Raw genomic sequence first — 19,708 nt, 5'->3', positions numbered from 1 at the left:
CCCGAACGAGTCTCGGATGCCTCCCCGGCGGCCGTCGGGCAGACGCCGATTGGCGTCTGCCGCCCGCTACGAAGTGGCCGCCGCCGGATGCTGCGCACGGCTCACGTCGTATACGCCGGGCACCGCGCGCATCGCCCGCATCAGGCCGGGCAGGCCTGCCGCGTCCGGGAGTTGCAGCGTGTACGTGTGGCGCACACGCTGCTGGCTCGGCGGCTCGACGGTCGCCGACATGATCTCGACGCCCTCCAGGGCGATGGCTTCGGTGAGGTCGGCCAGCAGATGCGCCCGCCCGAACGACTCGGCGGTCAGCGTCACCCGGCACCCCGCGCTGTCCCCCCAGCGCACTCCGACCTCCGCGCGCCCCACTTCCTTCATGCGCGCGACCGCGGGGCACTCGACGCGGTGCACGGTCACGACGCCGCCGCGCACGGCGAAGGCGGTCACCTCGTCGGGCGGTACGGGCGTACAGCAGCCCGCGAGGCGGACGCTCGCGCCCTCCCGGTCCACGACGGCGTTCGCCGCGGCGGGGCGGGGGAAGTCGGCGGGCTGCTGCGGGGGCGCGGGCGCCGGCTGCTCTGGCGGAGCGGCCTGAGAGGTGGGCGCGGGGTGACTGGTGAGCCAGCGCCGGATGGCGATCCGGGCGGCCGGGGTGCGGGCGTGGTCGAGCCACTCCCGTGAGGGCCCGGACGCCACGTCCTGCCCCATGAGCAGCTGCACCGTGTCACCGTCCCGCAGGACCGTGCTGAGCGTCGCCAGGCGGCCGTTGACGCGCGCGCCGATACAGGCGTGGGCGTCCTCGCCGTACTGGGCGTAGGCGGCGTCCACACACGTCGCGCCCGCCGGCAGTCCGAGCGTGCCGCCGTCGGGGCGGAAGACGGCGATCTCCCGGTCCTGGGCGAGGTCCTCGCGCAGCGTGGACCAGAACGTGTCCGGGTCGGGGGCCGCCTGCTGCCAGTCGAGGAGCCGGGAGAGCCAGCCGGGCCGGGTCGGGTCGGCGCGCTCACCGTCGTCCACGGCGTCACCGGAAGCGGAGTCGGACTGCTCCTCCGAAGGAGGAGCGTAGGGATTGCGCAGGGCGACGACGCCCGCTTCGGCCACGTTGTGCATCTGGTGCGTACGGATGAGGACTTCGGCGACCTCGCCGTCGGGGCGGGCCACGGCGGTGTGCAGTGACTGGTACAGGTTGAACTTCGGTACGGCGATGAAGTCCTTGAACTCCGAGACGACCGGCGTGAAGCATGTGTGCAGCTCGCCGAGGACGCCGTAGCAGTCCGCGTCCTCGTTCACCAGCACCAGGAGCCGCCCGAAGTCCGCCGCGCGCAGCTCGCCGCGCTTGCGGTGCACACGGTGGACGGAGACGAAGTGCCGTGGCCTGATGAGGACTTCGGCGGTGATGCCGGCCTCGCGCAGCACTCCTCGTACGTCGTCGGCCGTCTCCTCCAGCGGGTCGCCCTCCCGCTCGGCGTCGGCCGCGATCAGTGACTTGACCTGCTCGTACTCCTCCGGGTGGAGGATCGCGAAGACGAGGTCTTCCAGCTCGGTCTTGAGCGCCTGTACGCCGAGCCGTTCGGCGAGCGGAATCAGCACGTCCCGGGTCACCTTGGCGATCCGCGCCTGTTTCTCGGGGCGCATGACGCCGAGCGTGCGCATGTTGTGCAGACGGTCGGCGAGCTTGATCGACATCACGCGTACGTCGTTGCCGGTGGCGACGAGCATCTTGCGGAAGGTCTCCGGCTCGGCGGCCGCTCCGTAGTCGACCTTCTCGAGCTTGGTGACGCCGTCGACCAGATAGCAGACGTCGTCGCCGAACTCCGTACGCACCTGATCGAGCGTCACATCCGTGTCCTCGACGGTGTCGTGGAGCAGCGACGCGGTCAAAGTCGTGATTTCCGCGCCCAGTTGGGCGAGGATCAGCGTCACTGCGAGCGGATGTGTGATGTACGGCTCACCGCTTTTGCGCATCTGGCCGCGGTGGGAGGACTCGGCGAGGACCCACGCGCGGCGCAGCGGCTCCAGGTCCGCGTCCGGGTAGTGGGCGCGATGGGCTTCCGCCACATGGCCGATCGCGTCCGGAAGCCGGTCACGCGTGGCCCCTCCCATGAGGGCCGCCCGGCCGAGCCTGCGCAGGTCAAGCCGCGGGCGACCGCGCCTGCGCTGTGCTCCGGGCGTCACGGGACCAGGCATCGCAGGGTTTGTGGCCTCCGCACTCATGGGCACCTCCGGCTGCTCCGACCGGCGGTGAGCGGACGACAGCATGGTCCGTCCGGGCCGGTGCTTGATGCTACCGAGCCCATCACGCGCCGCTGACCGCCTCTCGCCGAGCGTGAAACGGATCACCCATTCGAGCGACAGTTCACGGGATTACTGTTTCGAGCCAGTCCGCGTCGATGTCGCCTTCGGCGACGATCACTGCGGGGCCGGTCATCTCGATCTCGCCGTCGGGGCGCTCGGTGATCACCAGGCGCCCGCCGGGCAGGTCTACGGTGTACGTCACCGGCGTGCCGGTGGCCGACGGGTCCACGCCGTCCCTGCGGGCGGCGGCCACGGCCACGGCGCACGCGCCCGTGCCGCACGAGCGGGTCTCGCCCGCGCCGCGCTCGTGGACGCGCATGGCGACGTGGTTCGGGCCTCGGTCGACCACGAACTCGACGTTCACGCCGCCCGGGTACGCGGACGCCGGGCTGAAGGGCGGCGGGGCGAGCAGGGCGCCCGCCTCGTCGAGGTCGTCCACGAAGGCCACGGCGTGCGGATTGCCCATGTTCACGTTGCGCGCCGGCCAGAGGTGGTCGGCCACGTCCAGGTCGCGCTCGGGCCAGTGGTGGCCGGCCACGGAGACGGTGACGTCCCCTTCGGGGAGGATCGCCTTGCCCATGCCCACGGTGATGTCCCCGCCGGCCTCGGCCTTGGCGATGTGCACGGTCTTCACGCCGCCACGGGTCGCGACGGCCAGATCACCCTCGCCGGCATGTCCCGCGCGCTGCAGGTAGCGGGCGAAGACGCGCACTCCGTTGCCGCACATCTCGGCGATCGAACCGTCGCCGTTGCGGTAGTCCATGAACCACTCGGCCCGGTCCGCCAGATGCTGTGCCTCGGGGTGCGCCGCGGACCGCACGACGTGCAGCAGACCGTCGCCCCCGATGCCCGCGCGGCGGTCGCACAGGGCGGCGACGGCGGCCGGGGACAGCTCGATGGCGTTGTCGGGGTCGGGGACGATCACGAAGTCGTTCTCGGTCCCATGCCCCTTGAGGAAAGCGATCCGCGTGCTCATTCCTCGATCGTACGGGGTGGCTACGACACTCTGCCCCGGCGGTCGCCGGATAGGCCCTGACCTCGTACGACGCCGTCAGCGAAGGCGCGCGACCCGCCATACGGCGAGGACCGCGGCGGCCAGGAACACCAGGGCGTACGCGGAGACGACGCGCCAGTCGGGGCGCTTACCGGAACCACGCTCGGGCAGCCCCGGCCAGGTGTGCCCGACGCGGCGCGCGGCCATCATTCCCCAGCCCGCCGCGCAGCAGCTGATCAGGAGTCCGAGCATCGCGACGACGGCACCGCCGTCACCGAACTCGAAGGCCAGCGGGAAGGCGAACATCAGCGAGCCCGCCGCGGCGAGGACGACGATCGGCGCGAGCTGCCAGATGCGCAGCCGACGCTGCGGGCGGAGTTCGACCTCGACCTCGGCGGCGGCCATCTCGTCCGCGCCGGGCCCGTCATCGGTGACGCCGTCAAGCGCCGCGTCGGGCCCGTCGGGGGTCAGCTCGCCGCCGTCATGTGCGGTGTCACGAGGGCCGGCCTCCATCGCCATCCGCCCTCCCACTCCGGACTCCACTGGTCGATCGATGGTCGATGATGGCACGGCGCCAGGGGCCGGGATGACCGCCGGAGCGTCCCGATGCCATCACGTGATCAGGCTGTGACCGCTCGTTCGACCAACGTCAGTGCCTGTGCCGGGAGTTCCCCCCGATCGGCCACCGCACCGCTGAGCCAGTGCACGCGCGGATCGCGGCGGAACCACGAGTCCTGGCGGCGCGCGAAGCGCTTGGTGGCGCGCACGGTCTCGGCGCGCGCTTCGTCATCGGTGCACTCCCCCGCGAGCGCCGCGAGCACCTGCTGATACCCGAGCGCACGCGACGCAGTACGCCCCTCGCGCAGACCCACGGCCTCCAGGGCACGCACCTCGTCGACGAGGCCGGCCTCCCACATGCGGTCCACGCGCGTGGCGATCCGTTCGTCGAGTTCGGGGCGGGCGACATCCACGCCGATCTGGACGGTGTCGTAGACGGATTCGTGGCTGGGGAGGTTGGCGGTGAAGGGCTTGCCGGTGATCTCGATGACCTCGAGGGCGCGGACGATCCGGCGGCCGTTGCTGGGCAGGATGGCCTGCGCCGCTCCGGGGTCGGCGGCGGCGAGGCGGGCGTGCAGCTCTCCGGAGCCGCGCAGCTCCAGTTCCTCCTCCAGGCGGACCCTTACGGCGGGGTCGGTGCCGGGGAACTCGAGTTGGTCGACGGCTCCCCTGACGTAGAGCCCGGAGCCGCCGACCAGGATCGGCCAGCGCCCCGCGGCGAGGAGACGGTCGATCTCGGCGCGGGCCAGCTTCTGGTACTCGGCGACACTCGCCGCCTCCGTGACGTCCCAGATGTCGAGGAGGTGGTGCGGCACTCCGTCGCGCTCTTCGAGCGTCAGCTTTGCGGTCCCGATGTCCATCCCTCTGTAGAGCTGCATGGAGTCGGCGTTGACGACTTCGCCGCCGAGACGCTGGGCGAGAAATACGCCCAGATCGGACTTTCCTGCCGCGGTCGGACCGACAACGGCGATGACCCGCGGGGCGGGAGCTGCGCTACTCACCGCCCCAGTCTCGCAAACCTCTCGGCCACTTCCCGAACGAGTTACGTGACGCCCCTGGTCCGGGGTCGTTGCCTGTTGCGAGGTTCCGGCCGCCGGTTTCGAGGACCGGTGACCCGGGTGGCGCAACAGGGCGCACCGGGCGGCACGGCATTTCGCCCACACGAGTAACGTATGGAGTAGTTATGGGTGTTTTTTCACGGTTCCGCAGGAAGTCCAAGGATTCGGAAGAGGCGTCGACAACTGAGGCGGCGGCCGACACCCTGACGGCCGATCCGGCCGCGGCCGAGGAGACTTCCGAGGCCGGGACCGGGGCGGAGGCCAAGGACCAGGCCGAGGAACAGGCCGACGACAAGGCCGAAGGCAAGGTCGACGACAAGGCCACCTCCGCCGCCACGGACGACACCGAGCCCGAAGCCGAGGCGCAGGCCGAGAGCGCGGATGCGGCCGCCGCCGAGGGTGTGGAGATCCCGAAGCAGCAGTCCGCGGGCGAGGCCGCCGACAGCGAGGCCGGCGAAGGCGCCCGCAAGTAGCTCGCCCAGTGAGGGAAGGTAACGATGGGCTTCCTGGACAAACTGAAGGACAAGCTCGCCCCGGCCAAGGACAAGGTCTCAGGACTCGCGCAACAGCACGGGGACAAGATCGACCACGGTCTCGACAAGGCCGCGAAGGTGGTCGACGCCAAGACCAAGGGCAAGTACAGCGACAAGATCCAGACGGGCACGGGCAAGGCGAAGCACGCCGTGGACCGCCTCGCCGGGACGTCCGGCGGCGGCAAGGACGCGGGCGATGGCAAGCACGCGGGCGGTGGCGGCACCACCCCTCCGACGCCACCGCCGACCTCCTGAAGGACACGTCACGGGCCGCATCACCCGCCCGGCACCACCGGCCGAGCCATCGACCGACCCGCACCGGCGGACGGCCGCGGAGCGCCATCAGCTCCGCGGCCGTCGCCGTGCCGTCCACGGCTGCTTCGGCCGACCGCAGCGGGCCGCCGCTACGACCAGGCGGCCACCATGTACCCCACGCCGTACGGCGCGTCCTCGTAGAGCAGCTCGCCGCTCAGGCCCGCGCCCTCGGCCGCGCCCGCGAGCACCTGCCACGGCGCCCGGCCCGCCGCCTTCAGTTCGTACGCCAGCTGCTCGTCCAGGCCCTTGAGCGCCTCGACGTCCGCGGCACCCAGCGCACGCGCGACCTCCGCGTCGAATCCGGCCGCCCGCTCGTCCAGATACCCCGGCGCCTTCAGCGTGCGGCACGCGCTGGCGTCGCCCATCACCAGCAGCGCCACCCGGTCCGCCCGCGTCGCGATGTCCCCTCCGACTTGAATACACCGCTCGGCCCCGAGAGGTTCCCCCACGCCGAGACCGTCCAGCGGGGCGGCCGACCATTGCGTGCGTCCGAGCAGCCAGCCGGCGACGGCGAGCGCGGGCGGAAGCGCACGCTCTGCCGCGCCGTCAGCGGCTTCGCCGGCGGAGGCGCCCAGCCGTACGCCAAGGTCCACTCCGAAGCCGCGGAAGGACCCACGGGCCCCCTGCGGATGCCACCCTCGCCCGCTCTGTTCGGCGGGTCCGACCACGACGAGCCGGTCGGGCCGTGCGGCGGCGAGCACCCCGATGGCGTCCGTGCACGCGGCGCGCGCGGCGTCCAGTTCGGGGGCGGCGCCCGCGGCGACCTCGGGCACGAGCAGGGGCGGGCAGGGGCAGACGGCTGCGGCGACAAGCATGATCCGCAGCGTAACGCGCACTAGTAGGCGATCGGGCCCGAGTCCCACTCCAGCTCGGAGACCTGGAAGCGGTAGGGGAAGGAACCGCCGGACATGCCGTCGCCGATCACCAGCCAGCCGTCACTGACGCGGTAGCGCCGTACCCGTACGGGATTCCGCGGGTGCTTGGGGCGGTACAGGCGCACGAACTCGCCGAACTGCTCCCACGCCTGCGCGCGCGTACCGTCCACCGTGGCCATCAGTTCGAACTGATGCCAAGCGCCCGGCCCTGGAGGGTTCTGCATCAGCAGAGCCCAGCGCGCCGTGGCATCCCCGTCCCCCGTCATCGCCGTCTCTCCCCGGTCAGTCGCAGCCGCAGCCGCTGCCGGAGGCCACGGGCAGCGGCTCCGGAGCGCCGATCTTCGGCAGCCCCAGCATCACGCCCGCGGGCTTGGCCGCCGCCTCCGTGTTGCGCTTCTCCCACGCGTCGCCCGCGCCCGTGCGCCGCACGCCGAGCACGGCGCCCTCGGCGAGCAGGTGGTGGGGCGCCGCGTAGGTGATCTCGACGGTCACCACGTCGCCGGGGCGCACCTCGGTGTCCGGCTTGGTGAAGTGGACCAGGCGGTTGTCGGGGGCGCGCCCGGAGAGGCGGTGCGTGGCGCCGTCCTTGCGGCCCTCGCCCTCGGCGACCATCAGCTCCAGGGTCCTGCCGACCTGCTTCTTGTTCTCCTCCCAGGAGATCTCCTCCTGGAGGGCGACCAGACGCTCGTAACGCGACTGGACGACCTCCTTGGGGATCTGCCCCTCCATGGTCGCCGCCGGCGTACCGGGGCGCTTGGAGTACTGGAAGGTGAAGGCGTTGGCGAAGCGGGCCTCGCGGACGACGTGCATAGTCTGCTCGAAGTCCTCCTCGGTCTCCCCGGGGAAGCCGATGATGATGTCGGTGGAGATCGCGGCGTCCGGCATGGCGGCGCGGACCTTCTCGATGATCCCCAGGAAGCGGTCCTGGCGGTACGAGCGGCGCATCGCCTTCAGGACGGGGTCCGAGCCGGACTGCAGCGGCATGTGCAGCTGCGGCATCACGTTCGGCGTCTCGGCCATCGCGGCGATCACGTCGTCCGTGAAGTCGCGCGGGTGCGGGGAAGTGAAGCGCACGCGCTCCAGGCCCTCGATCTTGCCGCAGGCGCGCAGCAGCTTGCTGAAGGCCTCGCGGTCACCGATGTCCGAGCCGTACGCGTTCACGTTCTGCCCGAGCAGGGTGATCTCCGAGACACCCTCGCCGACCAGGGTCTCGATCTCGGCGAGGATGTCGCCGGTCCTGCGGTCCTTCTCCTTGCCGCGCAGGGCGGGCACGATGCAGAAGGTGCAGGTGTTGTTGCAGCCCACGGAGATGGAGACCCACGCCGCGTACGCGCTCTCGCGGCGCGTGGGCAGCGTCGAGGGGAACGCCTCCAGGGACTCGGCGATCTCGACCTGTGCCTCCTCCTGGACGCGGGCGCGCTCCAGGAGCACCGGCAGCTTGCCGATGTTGTGCGTTCCGAAGACGACGTCGACCCACGGGGCCTTCTTGACGATCGTGTCGCGGTCCTTCTGGGCGAGGCAGCCGCCGACGGCGATCTGCATGCCGGGCCGCTTGGTCTTCATCGGCGCCAGGCGGCCGAGGTTGCCGTAGAGACGGTTGTCGGCGTTCTCACGGACGGCGCATGTGTTGAAGACGACCACGTCGGCGTCGCCGTCCGAGCCTTCGGGCGCGCGTTCGTAGCCAGCGCCCTCAAGGAGACCGGAGAGGCGCTCCGAATCGTGGACGTTCATCTGGCACCCGTAAGTGCGTACCTCGTATGTTCCCTTGACGCCCACTGGCCCGCTCCGGTCGCTGCTGCTCATGTGACAAGGGTAGGCGGTACCTCGGACACTCCCCGACGCCGGAGTCGTTCAGCGGGAGCGGGCCCGCGGCGGCCGGTCACTTCTTCTCCTGGAAGGTCACAGGACGGTCGTCCCGCAGCTCGCCGAAGAGCTTCTTCGCCTTCGCCTCGTCCCACTTCACGGCGCTGCCCTTGGAGGTGGGGAAGCCGAGACTCGCCACCGGTACGTTGATCTGCCTGCCCGCGCCGCCCGCGACCCCCTGCATCGCCTGGAACATTGCAGTGAGGTCCTGCAGGCTCAGGTCCTTGTCGACGATGAGGGTGTCAAGGCCCGCACCCATGGTCGAGTAGAGCTTGGCCGGATTGAACACGGTGCCCGGTGCGGCGGCCTGCTCCGCGAGCGCGGACAGGAACTTCTGCTGGTTCCTTGACCGCCCCAGGTCGCCCTCCGACTCCTGATGGCGCTGGCGGACGAACGCGAGGGCCTCGGTGCCGTCCAGGGTCTGGCAGCCCTTCTTCAGGTCCGCGCCCGAGCTCTTGTCCTTGATGGCCTTGTCGAGGCACATCTCGACGCCGCCGACCGAGTCGACGACGTTCACGAAGCCGGCAAAGCCGATCTCCGCATAGTGGTCGATCTTCAGCCCGGTGTTGAACTCGACGGTCCGCACAAGCAGTTCCGGGCCGCCCTCCGAGAAGGCCGCGTTCAGCTTATTCTTCTCGGCTGCGGGGCGTTTCCCCGTCTCCGGGCGGGTGAACGGCGGAACGGTGACCCAGGAGTCACGCGGCAGGCTCATCATCGTGCTCCCGTTGCGGCCGGTGTGCAGCAGGATCATCGAGTCGGTGCGGCGACCCTCGGCCGAGCCGGTGTGCAGGTCCTTCTTGTCCTTGCCGGAGAGGCCGTCGCGGCTGTCGGAGCCCACGATGAGGTAGTTCGTGCCCTCGCCGCCCGACGGCCGGTCCTCGACCTTGCCGAGGTCGACGTCGCGCTCGAGCTTGCCGTCCGCCCAGACATACGTGGACACGGATGTGACCAGCGCCACGGCCACCAGGACAAGCAGCGTCCGCATGATCCGGCGGGGCCAGCTGCGGCGGATCCCGGAGCGTCGCCGACCGCGGCCGGGGCCGTCGTCCGCCGCGTCGCCCTCGTCGTCCCGCTCGTCGTCGACTTCGGAGGCGACGCCGTAATCGATGCCGGAGTCGACGCTGTAGTCACCACGCCCTCCGTAGGGGATGGACTGCGGCGGTACACGCGGAGCGATATCGGTGGTGACGTATCCAGCCGTCCCGTAGTCGTGGTCGTACTCGTACGCGGAAACGCCGTACTCCGTAGTCCCCTGCTGCGCCAGAACCGTGCCCGTGAGCGGCTCCGACTCGGCGCTCTCCGCCCGCGTACGACGTCGCTTTCCCCGCTCGCCCCTGCTCATCCGGGCAACACCTCCTTGCGCTCGCGTCCTCTGGGCAACTGATCGGCGGCCGAGCCCGAGCGCTGCATGCGCTGCCACTTGAGCCGGTTGCCGAGCAGCGCGGTGACCACGGACTGGATGGTCACCAGATACATGAGCTGTCGGTAGACGAAGAGCTGGAACGGCATCGACCACAGCGTCCGCAGCCGTTCCCCGTCCAGCCGCAGGGCGTATCCGGCGACGACCATCTGGACGAGGAGGAAGCCCACCCACACGCCGATCGCCTGCGCGGAGTCGATGAACAGCAGTCCGTAGACCGCGAAGACGTCGACGATCGGCGCGAGCAGCGGCAGCAGGATCTGGAAGAGGGCGAGATAGCTGAGACCGCGGCGCGCGAAGCGCCCGGACGGGCCCACCTCGAACACGGCTCGGCGGTGCTTCCACATGGCCTGGAGGGTGCCGTAGCACCAGCGGTAGCGCTGCCTCCACAGCTGGCCCAGCTTGGTGGGGACCTCGGTCCAGGCGACCGCGGACTCCTCGTACACGACCCGCCAGCCGGCCCGCCACAGCGCCATCGTGAGATCGGTGTCCTCGGCGAGGGTGTCCTCGCTGACGCCGCCGACACCCATCAGCGCGTCCCGGCGGAAGGCACCGATGGCCCCCGGAACCGTCGGCATGCACTCGAGGACCTCGAACATACGGCGGTCGAGGTTGAACCCGAAGACGTACTCCAGGTGCTGCCACCTGCCGAGCAGGCCACGCCGGTTGCCGACCTTGGTGTTGCCGCTGACCGCGCCGACGGCCGCGTGGGCGAGCGGCTGGATGAGCCGGTGAATGGCGTCCGGCTCGAAGACCGTGTCGGCGTCGACCATGACTACGTAGTCGTATCTCGTATGGGCCAGACCGGTGTTGAGGGCGGCCGCCTTGCCCGCGTTGGCCTGTCGCACCACCGTCACGCGGGGATCACGTATGCGCTCGGCGATCTCCGCCGTGCTGTCCGTGGACCCGTCGTCGATCACGACGATCTGCAGGTGACGGTGGGTGGAGGCCAGCAGCGACCTGACGGTGGACTCGATGCCGGCTTCCTCGTTGTACGCGGGCACCAGCACCGTCACCGGCCCGTTGACCTCCCGTAGCCGGGGCGCACCGGGGCGGAAGCGGTCCAGCCGCCGGATATGGGCGCGGGCGAAGACCACAAGCATCAGCAGCCGCAGCATCGCGAGGCTGCCCGCGATCCCGAGCACCCAGGTCATGGCGTTCACGAAGACATGCCCCGCGGCCTGAACCCAGACCAGGCCCTTGCCCTGCTGGCGGTCGAGGGAGAACACCGGTGCGTTCGCCGGCGGCTGCGCGAGCCCGGCGGTCACGGTGGTGAACTTCTCGATCTTCCGGTTGCCGAGCAGCTTCTCGGTCTCCTGGTACGCGGTGCTCGTGTGGCTGAACTGGCGGACCACGCCCTGCTCCGGCTTCCGGAACGGCCGGTCGGCGGCCACCAGGAGGTAGCCGTCCGCGGCGGCACGTCGCGCCGCGGTCCACTCGCCGCCGCACAGCGTGTCGGCCTGCGTGGTGTGCGGCAGCCGCAGCAGCCGGGTGTCGACGCCCGCGGTGCCCGCGAGCACGGTCTGCGTGAGCGACAGCTCGATCCCGGCCCGCCGCGCCGACACGGAGCCCAGGTCGGCACCGGTGTAGGTGTACGAGCCGATCTCGTGGCCCGCGGCGTGGATCTGGCGCACCAGATCGGGGTGCCGGGCGGCCTGGGCGCCGGAGAGGAAGAAGGTCGCGTGCGCGTCGTGCTCGCGCAGGAGCCCGAGCAGCCGCGGGGTCCACACCGGGTCGGGCCCGCCGTCGTAGGTGAGCGCGACGGTGCGGGCGGGCATGGCGGAGGTCTCCACCTTGTCGCCGGTGATGCTCAGCACCGGATCGCCGTCGTCCGCCGCCTTCGGGACGGGTGACGTACAGGCCGTCCGCGTCTGCGCCGCGGAGACCTGGTGGGTGGTCCAGCCCTCGAAGACCAGCGCGGCGGCGACCGCGGAGAGGACGATGACCATCAGCACCCAGTGAACACGCGGGTCACGGCGCTGCGCGTGCCGGCTCACGTAAAGATGCCTCCACTCGTCGCCGTGACAGCCACACCCGTGGCCGGGGCCGGTTCGACCGCTCCGGGTGCCGCACCGGCGTGCTGCCGCAGGACGCCCGTCAGGGCGGTGGCCAGCAGCAGCAGATACCCCGCGCAGGCACAGGCGACCAGCACGGCCGCGTACCGCAGGAGCCGTCTGCGCCTGCCGGAACCGTCGACGAATATCTGGCGATTCCGCTGTTCTCGTCTTCTGCTGCCGGTGTTGCTCGCCCTAACCATGGCGGGCGAGTGTAGCCACAGTCGCAGGTGTGTCTAAAAAGTGAACTCTCGCTCGATCGAGCCCAAAAACTCCGCCTTATCTGCTCGATTTACTTACGCCTCTGTCTGTGTCATGGGCGGTACGGGGACACCCGCTCCACATCCGTCAAGTGAGGTTTGTCCGGGTATCGCGATGTGACGGACGACTCCCGAGCGGGACGCTCGGGAGTCGCCCGGTGGCCGGTGTGAGTTCGCCCCTGGTCACCGGAGCGAATCGACTGGCAGGATCGCGCGCATGCTCAAGGCACTCCCCCACATCAGCCGACGGCGCGCGCTCCAGGGTGCGGCCGCCGCCCTCGTGGTCTTCGGTCTTCTGATGTGGTGGCTCGTCCCGACGGGCGACGACTCCCCTGGTGGCCGGATGACGTTCAGTACGGGCGTGAAGAACGCCGTGTACGAGCGGTACGGCAAGCTGCTGCGGACCGCCGTGGCGCAGGACATGCCCAAGGTGGACGTGGAGCTGCTGAACAGCCAGGGGTCGCAGGAGAACGTCGAGCGCGTGGCCACGGGGAAGGCCGATTTCACCATCGCGGCCGCCGACGCGGTCGAGAAGTACCGCCTGGAGGGCGGTGCGGGCGCGGACCGGCTGCGGGGCTGTGCGCGGCTGTACGACGACTACGTCCAGCTCGTCGTCCGGCGCTCGTCGGACATCGAGGAGGCGGCGGACCTGCGGGACAAGCGGGTGGCCGTGGGGCAGCCGCGCTCGGGTGTGAGGCTGATAGCGGACCGGGTGCTCAAGGCCGCCGACCTCGATCCCGAGAAGGACCTGACGGCGGTGGACGCCGGCATCGACAAGGCGCCCGCTCTTCTTAAGAAGGGCGACATCGACGCCTTCTTCTGGTCGGGCGGACTGCCCACCAGTTCGGTTCTTGAGCTGTCCGAAGAGTTCGACATCCGCCTCGTCAAACTCGGCGACCTGGTGGAGGAGCTGCACAAGCAGGGCGGTGCGTCGCGCTACTACCGAGCCGCCGTGATGCCCGCCGATGCCTATCCCAACGCGCAGCAGAACGCTGCCGTGCCGACCCTGGCCGTGGCGAACCTCCTGGTCACCACCGACCGCGCCGACCCGGAACTGACCGAGGGCCTGACCCGGACCGTGATCGACAGCCGTGACCACATCGGCGACCAGGTGCACGCGGCCCAGCTGGTGGACCTGCGGACGGCCCTCTACACGGACCCGCTCGACCTGCACGACGGCGCGCGCCGCTACTACCGGTCGGTCAAGCCGTGACGTACGACCGGTCGGTCAAGCCCTGACGGTCACGCCGTGGGCGCCCGGCTCGCTGCGTGGGACGCCGACGGTCACCCGCAGCCCGTGCGGCTCATGGCTCTCATAGGCGATGGAGCCGCCGCCCGCCGCCAGCAGGGCCCGCGAGATGGAGAGGCCGAGGCCCGAACCCTTCACGTTCTGGTGGCGGTTGCTGCGCCAGAAGCGGTCGCCGATGCGGGCGAGTTCGTCCTCGGTGAGGCCGGGTCCGCCGTCCGTGATCACTATCGTCGTCATCGCGCCGCTCCCGGAGACCTCCACCCGCACCTCCTCGCCCTCTGGCGTGAACTTCAGGGCGTTGTCGATCACCGCGTCCAGGGCGCTGGACAACGCGACGGGATCGGCCCAACCGGTGGTGGCCGGGCACTCCCCGGTAAGCCGGACCTCGCGCTCCTCGGCGAGCGGCCGCCAGGCCCCGACCCGCTCGGCCGCGAGCTCGCCGATGTCGGTGAGGCTCAGGTCGGCGTCGGCGTGCTCGGCGAGCGCCAGGCCGAGCAGGTCGTCGAGGACCTGGGCGAGGCGCTTGCCCTCGGTGCGCACAGAGGCGATCTCCTCGTTCCCCTCGGGCAGTTCGAGGGCGAGCAGCTCGATGCGCAGCAGCAGGGCGGAGAGCGGGTTGCGCAGTTGGTGCGAGGCGTCGGCGACAAAGGCGCGCTGCTGCTCCAGCACGTCCTGAACGTTGTCCGCCATCTCGTTGAACGACCGCGCCAGGCGCCTGAGTTCCGGCGGCCCGCCCGCGGCCGCGACCCGCGACTTCAGGCTCCCGGTCGCGATGTCGTGCGTGGTCGCGTCCAGGACCCGCACCGGGCGCAGGACCCAGCCGGTGAGCCGCAGTGCGGCGCCCACGGCCAGCAGCATCGCCGCCGACTCGCCTGCGCCGATGAGCAGCCATCCCTGCAGGGTCTTCGAACGCATGTGACCCGTGGGCGAGTCGGTGACGACGACGGCGATGACGTCACCGTCCCTGATCACCGGAGAGGCGACGACGAGCCGTCCGCGCTGCCAGGGCCACACCTGGCGCGGATCGTGGCTGCCGCGGGACCTGAGTGCCTCCTCGAAGGCCTCCCGTTCGTGCCCGCGCGGGGGCAGGAACCAGTTGCCGGGCGCGTGCGCCATGGGCTGGCCGTCCCGGAAGAAGACGCCCGCCCTTATCCCGTACACCTCGTGGTAGTAGTCGAGTTCGGTCTGGAGGGTTTCGCGCCGTTCGTCCTTGTCGCGCACCCGCGAGCCGGTGGGACGTTTCGTGACGAACTGCGCGAGCGCCGCAAATCTCGCCGTGTCGTCGATCCGGTCGACGACCACCTTCTGCTGCTGCGCCGCGGCGACGCTCACCGCGAGCGGGAAGCCCAGCGCGAGCAGCACTCCCGCCATGAGGACGATGAGCAGCGGCAGAAGGCGAGTGCGCACCTGACCTCGCTACGCGCTACGCGGCCGGCGCGACGAGGCGGTAGCCCACGCCCCGTACGGTCTCGATCAGGGCCGGCATGTGCAGCTTGGAACGCAGGGACGCCACATGCACCTCAAGGGTGCGCCCCGTCCCCTCCCAACTGGTGCGCCACACCTCGCTGATGATCTGCTCCCGGCGGAACACCACACCGGGCCGCTGCGCGAGGAGCGCCAGCAAGTCGAACTCCTTGCGGGTCAGTTGGACGGTCGAACCGTCCACGCTGACCTGACGGGTGGGCAGTTCGATGCGTACGGGACCGAGGCGCAGTTCGCTGTCCGCGGGGCCCGCGGCGGCGCCGGACGGGGGGCGCCGAATGACCGCGTGGATACGGGCGATCAGCTCCCCGGTGTCGTACGGCTTCACTACGTAGTCATCGGCCCCGAGATTGAGGCCGTGGATCCGGGAGCGTACGTCGGCACGGGCCGTCACCATGATCACGGGCGTCGAACCGCGCTTGCGGATCTTGCCGCAGACCTCGTAGCCGTCCTGGTCGGGCAGCCCCAGATCGAGCAGTACGACTCCGAAGGGCGCCGCTTCGCCGGGCAGCAGGGCCTGCAGGGCCTCCTCGCCGCTGCGTGCGTGCACGACGTCGAAGCCGTGCCGGGCCAGGACCGCGGACAGGGCTGCGGCCACGTGATTGTCGTCCTCTACGAGGAGCAGTCTCATGCGGGCCCCCTCCGGTTCATCGGTCGTTTCGTTCGCGCTTGCCGATGGCCGGTACGCGCGCGTGCGTACGCACCAAGGCATCCACGCCGATAGATAAGGACCGCGTCAAGGGGGTTCGGGTTACGGGCACGTTCCGTTATGCAGCCGGTACGCGCACGGGGCGTCCCCTTCACGCGGAGTGTCCGGTTGCGGCCGGATCGTTATGCTCAATTTCCCCTCAGATGTAATGACGCTGGTCGCACCGGGTTATTACTGTCCTCCCAACCGAGGAGGATGGAGCAACAAGCCGTGACCGAAGTATCGGTGACCAAGGACGCCATACCGCCCGGGGCGGACGACCTGGTCGTGCTGAAGAACGTCAACAAGCACTTCGGCGCTCTGCACGTCCTCCAGGACATCGACCTGACCATCACCCGCGGTGAGGTCGTCGTCGTGATCGGCCCCTCCGGGTCGGGCAAGTCGACACTGTGCCGCGCCATCAATCGCCTGGAGACGGTCGAATCGGGAGACATCTCGATCGACGGCAAGCCGCTGCCCCAGGAGGGCAAGGAGCTCGCCCGTCTCCGTGCGGACGTGGGCATGGTCTTCCAGTCCTTCAACCTTTTCGCGCACAAGACCGTGCTCGAGAACGTGATGCTGGGCCAGATCAAGGTGCGCAAGACGTCCAAGGCGGAAGCTGAGACAAAGGCACGCGGTCTCCTGGACCGCGTGGGTGTCGCCTCGCAGGCCGACAAGTACCCGGCGCAGCTCTCCGGTGGCCAGCAGCAACGCGTCGCGATCGCACGCGCGTTGGCGATGGACCCGAAGGTGATGCTCTTCGACGAGCCCACATCGGCGCTCGACCCGGAGATGATCAACGAGGTCCTCGAGGTCATGCAGCAGCTCGCCCGTGACGGCATGACCATGGTCGTGGTCACCCACGAGATGGGCTTCGCCCGGTCCGCGGCCAACCGCGTCGTCTTCATGGCGGACGGCCGGATCGTCGAAGAGGCCGTGCCGGACCAGTTCTTCAGCAACCCGCGCAGCGACCGGGCCAAGGACTTCCTGTCGAAGATCCTTCACCACTGACGCGCTGGACGCATCACGCGTCGAGCTCTCTGCGTCTCAATCTCTCCTGCCGACACAAAGGATGTTCACCATGAAGGCTCGCAAGGTCACCGCGGCAGCCGCCGTCGTACTCGCGCTCTCCGTCTCCGCCACGGCTTGTGGCTCGGACGACAAGGACGACAAGGGTTCCGGTGGTGGCAAGAAGATCACCATCGGCATCAAGTTCGACCAGCCGGGTATCGGTCAGAAGACCCCGGACGGCAACTACGAAGGCTTCGACGTCGACGTCGCGACGTACGTCGCCAAGGAGCTCGGCTACAAGGCCGACGACATCGAGTGGAAAGAAGCCAAGAGCGCCGAGCGCGAGAACATGATCTCGCGTGGTGACGTCGACTTCATCGCGGCTTCCTACTCGATCAACGACGAGCGCAAGGAGAAGGTCGACTTCGCCGGCCCCTACCTGCTCGCCCACCAGGACATCCTGGTCCGCGCCGACGACAAGTCCATCAAGTCGCCGAAGGATCTGAACAACAAGAAGCTGTGTTCCGTGACCGGCTCGACGTCGGCGCAGAACATCAAGAAGGACTTGGCCCCCAAGGCCCAGCTGCAGGAGTACGGCGGCTACTCGGAGTGCCTGACTGGCGTCGAGAACAAGGCCATTGACGCGCTGACGACGGACGACTCCATCCTCGCGGGCTACGCCGCGCAGAAGGAGTTCCAGGGCAAGTTCAAGCTTGCCGGCTTCAAGATGACCAATGAGAACTACGGCATCGGCCTAAAGAAGGGCGACGCCGACCTCAAGAAGAAGGTCGACGCCGCGCTGACCAAGATGGTCAAGGACGGTTCCTGGGAGAAGGCCGTGAAGGCCAACTTCGGTCCGGCGAACTACAAGTACGAGCCCGCCCCGAAGATCGGCGACATCAAGAAGTGAAGCAGGGCTTGATTGGCGCGCTGTCCGTCAGGACGGCGCGCCATGCCCTCCCCACACGCGGAAGCGCGGGAGATCGTGTTCGACTTTCTTGAAGATTACGACTTGCTGGCGGCCTTCTGGGTGACGGTGAAGCTCACCGCGCTCTCCGCCGTCGGATCCCTCATATGGGGAACAATGCTGGCCGGTATGCGAGTCAGCCCGGTGCCGCTCATGCGAGGTTTCGGTACCGCGTACGTGAACGTGGTACGAAATATCCCACTGACGGTCATCATCGTCTTCACATCCCTGGGGCTCTTCCAGACCCTAAGTATCAACATGGGTGCGGAAGACTTCGAGACGATCAACTTCCGGCTCGCTGTGCTGGGATTGACCCTCTACACATCAGCGTTCGTCTGTGAGGCGCTGCGGTCCGGAATCAACACCGTGCCCGTCGGCCAGGCCGAGGCAGCACGTGCGCTCGGCCTCAGCTTCACTCAGGTGCTGGGTCTCATCATCCTTCCGCAGGCATTCCGCGCGGTCGTGGCGCCGCTGGCGAACGTGCTGATCGCCCTGACCAAGAACACGACGGTCGCCGCGGCGATCGGTGTATCCGAAGCCGCACTCCTGATGAAGGAGATGATCGAGAACGAAGCTCAACTGCTTCTGATCGCAGCCATCTTCGCGTTCGGATTCATGTGCCTCACCCTTCCCACCGGTCTACTCCTCGGCTGGGTGAGCAAGAAGGTGGCGGTGAAGCGATGACTTCCGTTCTGTACGACGCTCCGGGCCCTCGCGCCAAGCGGCGGAACATCCTGTATTCGATCGTGTTCCTGGCCGCATTCGTTGCCGTTGCCTATTGGGTGTACGCCAAGCTGGATGAGAAGCACCAGCTCGACTGGGTGAAATGGAAGCCCTTCTTCACAGACACCCGCGCCTGGGAAACGTACATCTGGCCGGGGCTTGAGAACACCCTCACAGCAGCGTCATTCGCCATGCTGATCGCTCTCCCCTTGGGTGCCGTCTTCGGCATTTCGAGGCTTTCCGACCACAGCTGGGTGCGGCTACCGGCCGGCACCGTCGTGGAGCTCTTCCGCGCGATCCCGGTGCTGATCCTGATGCTGTTCGCCGATGCGGCGTACTCCGAGTTCACCGACGTCAGCTCGGACGACCGTCCGCTCTATGCCGTCGTCACCGGCCTGGTGCTCTACAACGCATCAGTTCTGGCGGAGATTGTGCGAGCGGGCATTCTGTCCCTGCCCAAGGGGCAGTCCGAGGCCGCGATGGCGATCGGCCTGCGCAAGGGACAGACGATGCGGTCCGTCCTGCTCCCGCAGTCGGTCACTGCGATGCTGCCGGCGATCGTCAGCCAGCTGGTGGTCATCGTGAAGGACACCGCGCTCGGCGGCGCGATGCTCACTTTCTCGGAACTGTTGGCATCAGTCCGGCCGATGAGTGCCGCCTACGGCGCGAACACCATCGCGAGCTTCACCGTCGTCGCGGTGATCTTCGTGGCCATCAACTTCGCGCTCACGACTTTCGCAGGCTGGCTCGAGAAGCGACTGCGCCGGGCCAAGAAGAGCACCGGGGCCGTAGTGGGCCCCGGTGCGCTCGACGACCTGGAGACGATCGGCCCCAAGAAGATCCAGGGCGACGCCGGAGACGCCGGCGGCGGCCTCTAGCGACCACCGATCCTACGGACACACATCACGGAGGCAGCGGCGTTCACGCCGCTGCCTCCGTGATGTGTGTGGTCGCCGCGCTCAGCGTGGACGTATTTCCTTACTCTGGTAGTCCCCGGACGGGTAGATCTTGATACCCAGAGTGACCTCCGAGCGCTTACTGCCCATCACAGTCAGCCATGCCGTCTTGTTGCATCCCCTGACCGTCTGCTCGTCCGTGTCGGGGCCACCGGAACCGGGGTACCTGACCGCAGCCCGAGCCCTCCACTCCTTACAGCCCTTGTACGTAACGCGAATACTGTGCTTTCGAGTATTCCTCAGGCTGGTACTGATGTATTGCTTATCCTTGTATTTCCAGGTGTGACCACCACCCAGAATATCAACGCTACCCTTTACTGTGCCACGATATATTTCCGTCGGCCCGTCCGCGTGCGCAGGGACAGATGTCGCGCCGAGGCACATGAGCAGAGATACGCTGGAAGCCGCCA

The 19,708-nt window shown here is 69.0% G+C and carries 19 protein-coding genes; 7 read left to right on the top strand and 12 right to left on the bottom strand.

Annotation, left to right across the window (positions count from 1 at the left end):
• Window positions 1-66: 66 nt before the first annotated feature.
• The 4 genes from OG453_RS27990 to miaA all read right to left on the bottom strand — a co-directional run bounded on the left by OG453_RS27990 (window position 67) and on the right by miaA (window position 4,845).
• Window positions 67-2,211 (bottom strand): bifunctional (p)ppGpp synthetase/guanosine-3',5'-bis(diphosphate) 3'-pyrophosphohydrolase, encoded by a 2,145-nt coding sequence (locus tag OG453_RS27990; RefSeq protein WP_266871285.1) that lies wholly within the window; start codon window positions 2,209-2,211, stop codon window positions 67-69.
• Between the two features lie 142 nt (window positions 2,212-2,353).
• Complete coding sequence (dapF, locus tag OG453_RS27985; RefSeq protein WP_266871284.1) at window positions 2,354-3,268, bottom strand: diaminopimelate epimerase; 915 nt, start codon at window positions 3,266-3,268, stop codon at window positions 2,354-2,356.
• 75 nt (window positions 3,269-3,343) lie between these two features.
• The gene (locus OG453_RS27980) at window positions 3,344-3,805 is read right to left on the bottom strand and encodes a hypothetical protein (RefSeq protein WP_266871283.1); all 462 of its coding nucleotides are present in this window, start codon (window positions 3,803-3,805) and stop codon (window positions 3,344-3,346) included.
• A gap of 101 nt (window positions 3,806-3,906) precedes the next feature.
• The gene (miaA, locus tag OG453_RS27975) at window positions 3,907-4,845 is read right to left on the bottom strand and encodes a tRNA (adenosine(37)-N6)-dimethylallyltransferase MiaA (protein WP_266871282.1); all 939 of its coding nucleotides are present in this window, start codon (window positions 4,843-4,845) and stop codon (window positions 3,907-3,909) included.
• 182 nt (window positions 4,846-5,027) lie between these two features.
• Here miaA and OG453_RS27970 point away from each other — a divergent pair, with 182 nt between their 5' ends.
• Both OG453_RS27970 and OG453_RS27965 read left to right on the top strand, forming a co-directional pair.
• Complete coding sequence (locus OG453_RS27970; protein WP_266871281.1) at window positions 5,028-5,375, top strand: hypothetical protein; 348 nt, start codon at window positions 5,028-5,030, stop codon at window positions 5,373-5,375.
• 24 nt (window positions 5,376-5,399) lie between these two features.
• Window positions 5,400-5,690 carry an antitoxin gene (locus tag OG453_RS27965; RefSeq protein ID WP_266871280.1) on the top strand — a complete coding sequence of 97 codons (291 nt, stop codon included), beginning with the start codon at window positions 5,400-5,402 and terminating at the stop codon, window positions 5,688-5,690.
• A gap of 149 nt (window positions 5,691-5,839) precedes the next feature.
• On the opposite strand, the gene OG453_RS27960 is transcribed toward OG453_RS27965, so the two are convergent.
• The 6 genes from OG453_RS27960 to OG453_RS27935 form a co-directional block, all read right to left on the bottom strand.
• Complete coding sequence (locus OG453_RS27960; protein WP_266871278.1) at window positions 5,840-6,565, bottom strand: class III extradiol dioxygenase subunit B-like domain-containing protein; 726 nt, start codon at window positions 6,563-6,565, stop codon at window positions 5,840-5,842.
• A gap of 20 nt (window positions 6,566-6,585) precedes the next feature.
• Window positions 6,586-6,891: a hypothetical protein gene (locus OG453_RS27955; protein ID WP_266871277.1), complete on the bottom strand. Its 306-nt coding sequence runs from the start codon at window positions 6,889-6,891 to the stop codon at window positions 6,586-6,588.
• A 16-nt stretch (window positions 6,892-6,907) separates the two neighbouring features.
• Window positions 6,908-8,428 (bottom strand): tRNA (N6-isopentenyl adenosine(37)-C2)-methylthiotransferase MiaB, encoded by a 1,521-nt coding sequence (miaB, locus tag OG453_RS27950; protein WP_266871276.1) that lies wholly within the window; start codon window positions 8,426-8,428, stop codon window positions 6,908-6,910.
• A gap of 76 nt (window positions 8,429-8,504) precedes the next feature.
• A complete protein-coding gene (locus OG453_RS27945) occupies window positions 8,505-9,830 on the bottom strand; it encodes an LCP family protein (protein ID WP_266871275.1) in 1,326 nt (441 codons plus the stop codon).
• Entirely contained in the window at window positions 9,827-11,857 is a 2,031-nt protein-coding gene (locus OG453_RS27940; RefSeq protein WP_266873154.1) for a bifunctional polysaccharide deacetylase/glycosyltransferase family 2 protein, read from the bottom strand. Before OG453_RS27940 ends, OG453_RS27945 begins: the two co-directional genes overlap by 4 nt.
• A gap of 44 nt (window positions 11,858-11,901) precedes the next feature.
• On the bottom strand, window positions 11,902-12,165 hold the full coding sequence (locus OG453_RS27935; RefSeq protein ID WP_266871274.1) for a hypothetical protein: 264 nt from the start codon (window positions 12,163-12,165) through the stop codon (window positions 11,902-11,904).
• A 274-nt stretch (window positions 12,166-12,439) separates the two neighbouring features.
• Here OG453_RS27935 and OG453_RS27930 point away from each other — a divergent pair, with 274 nt between their 5' ends.
• Entirely contained in the window at window positions 12,440-13,435 is a 996-nt protein-coding gene (locus OG453_RS27930) for a TAXI family TRAP transporter solute-binding subunit (protein WP_266871273.1), read from the top strand.
• 15 nt (window positions 13,436-13,450) lie between these two features.
• On the opposite strand, the gene OG453_RS27925 is transcribed toward OG453_RS27930, so the two are convergent.
• On the bottom strand, window positions 13,451-14,878 hold the full coding sequence (locus tag OG453_RS27925; RefSeq protein WP_266871272.1) for a HAMP domain-containing sensor histidine kinase: 1,428 nt from the start codon (window positions 14,876-14,878) through the stop codon (window positions 13,451-13,453).
• A gap of 16 nt (window positions 14,879-14,894) precedes the next feature.
• The gene (locus OG453_RS27920; protein ID WP_266871271.1) at window positions 14,895-15,584 is read right to left on the bottom strand and encodes a response regulator transcription factor; all 690 of its coding nucleotides are present in this window, start codon (window positions 15,582-15,584) and stop codon (window positions 14,895-14,897) included.
• 288 nt (window positions 15,585-15,872) lie between these two features.
• Here OG453_RS27920 and OG453_RS27915 point away from each other — a divergent pair, with 288 nt between their 5' ends.
• The 4 genes from OG453_RS27915 (at window position 15,873) to OG453_RS27900 (ending at window position 19,220) form a co-directional block, all read left to right on the top strand.
• Entirely contained in the window at window positions 15,873-16,652 is a 780-nt protein-coding gene (locus OG453_RS27915) for an amino acid ABC transporter ATP-binding protein (protein WP_160507590.1), read from the top strand.
• 70 nt (window positions 16,653-16,722) lie between these two features.
• On the top strand, window positions 16,723-17,562 hold the full coding sequence (locus OG453_RS27910; protein WP_266871269.1) for a glutamate ABC transporter substrate-binding protein: 840 nt from the start codon (window positions 16,723-16,725) through the stop codon (window positions 17,560-17,562).
• A 75-nt stretch (window positions 17,563-17,637) separates the two neighbouring features.
• Window positions 17,638-18,303, top strand: coding sequence for an amino acid ABC transporter permease (locus OG453_RS27905; protein WP_323178716.1), 666 nt, complete (start codon window positions 17,638-17,640; stop codon window positions 18,301-18,303).
• On the top strand, window positions 18,300-19,220 hold the full coding sequence (locus tag OG453_RS27900) for an amino acid ABC transporter permease (RefSeq protein WP_266871267.1): 921 nt from the start codon (window positions 18,300-18,302) through the stop codon (window positions 19,218-19,220). The genes OG453_RS27905 and OG453_RS27900 overlap by 4 nt, the downstream gene beginning before the upstream one ends.
• Window positions 19,221-19,708 lie beyond the last annotated feature (488 nt).

This window comes from Streptomyces sp. NBC_01381 (assembly GCF_026340305.1).
Classification (GTDB): domain Bacteria; phylum Actinomycetota; class Actinomycetes; order Streptomycetales; family Streptomycetaceae; genus Streptomyces.
The sequence above is the reverse complement of the archived record's forward strand: the minus strand, read 5'-3'. Positions and strand labels throughout refer to the sequence as shown.

Coding starts and splice junctions, on each gene's coding strand:
- OG453_RS27990 (WP_266871285.1), bottom strand. CDS start 2,211: ATGAGTGCGGAGGCCACAAACCCTGCGATGCCTGGTCCCGTGACGCCC.
- dapF (WP_266871284.1), bottom strand. CDS start 3,268: ATGAGCACGCGGATCGCTTTCCTCAAGGGGCATGGGACCGAGAACGAC.
- OG453_RS27980 (WP_266871283.1), bottom strand. CDS start 3,805: ATGGCGATGGAGGCCGGCCCTCGTGACACCGCACATGACGGCGGCGAG.
- OG453_RS27970 (WP_266871281.1), top strand. CDS start 5,028: ATGGGTGTTTTTTCACGGTTCCGCAGGAAGTCCAAGGATTCGGAAGAG.
- OG453_RS27965 (WP_266871280.1), top strand. CDS start 5,400: ATGGGCTTCCTGGACAAACTGAAGGACAAGCTCGCCCCGGCCAAGGAC.
- OG453_RS27960 (WP_266871278.1), bottom strand. CDS start 6,565: ATGCTTGTCGCCGCAGCCGTCTGCCCCTGCCCGCCCCTGCTCGTGCCC.
- OG453_RS27955 (WP_266871277.1), bottom strand. CDS start 6,891: ATGACGGGGGACGGGGATGCCACGGCGCGCTGGGCTCTGCTGATGCAG.
- miaB (WP_266871276.1), bottom strand. CDS start 8,428: ATGAGCAGCAGCGACCGGAGCGGGCCAGTGGGCGTCAAGGGAACATAC.
- OG453_RS27945 (WP_266871275.1), bottom strand. CDS start 9,830: ATGAGCAGGGGCGAGCGGGGAAAGCGACGTCGTACGCGGGCGGAGAGC.
- OG453_RS27940 (WP_266873154.1), bottom strand. CDS start 11,857: ATGGTCATCGTCCTCTCCGCGGTCGCCGCCGCGCTGGTCTTCGAGGGC.
- OG453_RS27935 (WP_266871274.1), bottom strand. CDS start 12,165: ATGGTTAGGGCGAGCAACACCGGCAGCAGAAGACGAGAACAGCGGAAT.
- OG453_RS27930 (WP_266871273.1), top strand. CDS start 12,440: ATGCTCAAGGCACTCCCCCACATCAGCCGACGGCGCGCGCTCCAGGGT.
- OG453_RS27920 (WP_266871271.1), bottom strand. CDS start 15,584: ATGAGACTGCTCCTCGTAGAGGACGACAATCACGTGGCCGCAGCCCTG.
- OG453_RS27910 (WP_266871269.1), top strand. CDS start 16,723: ATGAAGGCTCGCAAGGTCACCGCGGCAGCCGCCGTCGTACTCGCGCTC.
- OG453_RS27900 (WP_266871267.1), top strand. CDS start 18,300: ATGACTTCCGTTCTGTACGACGCTCCGGGCCCTCGCGCCAAGCGGCGG.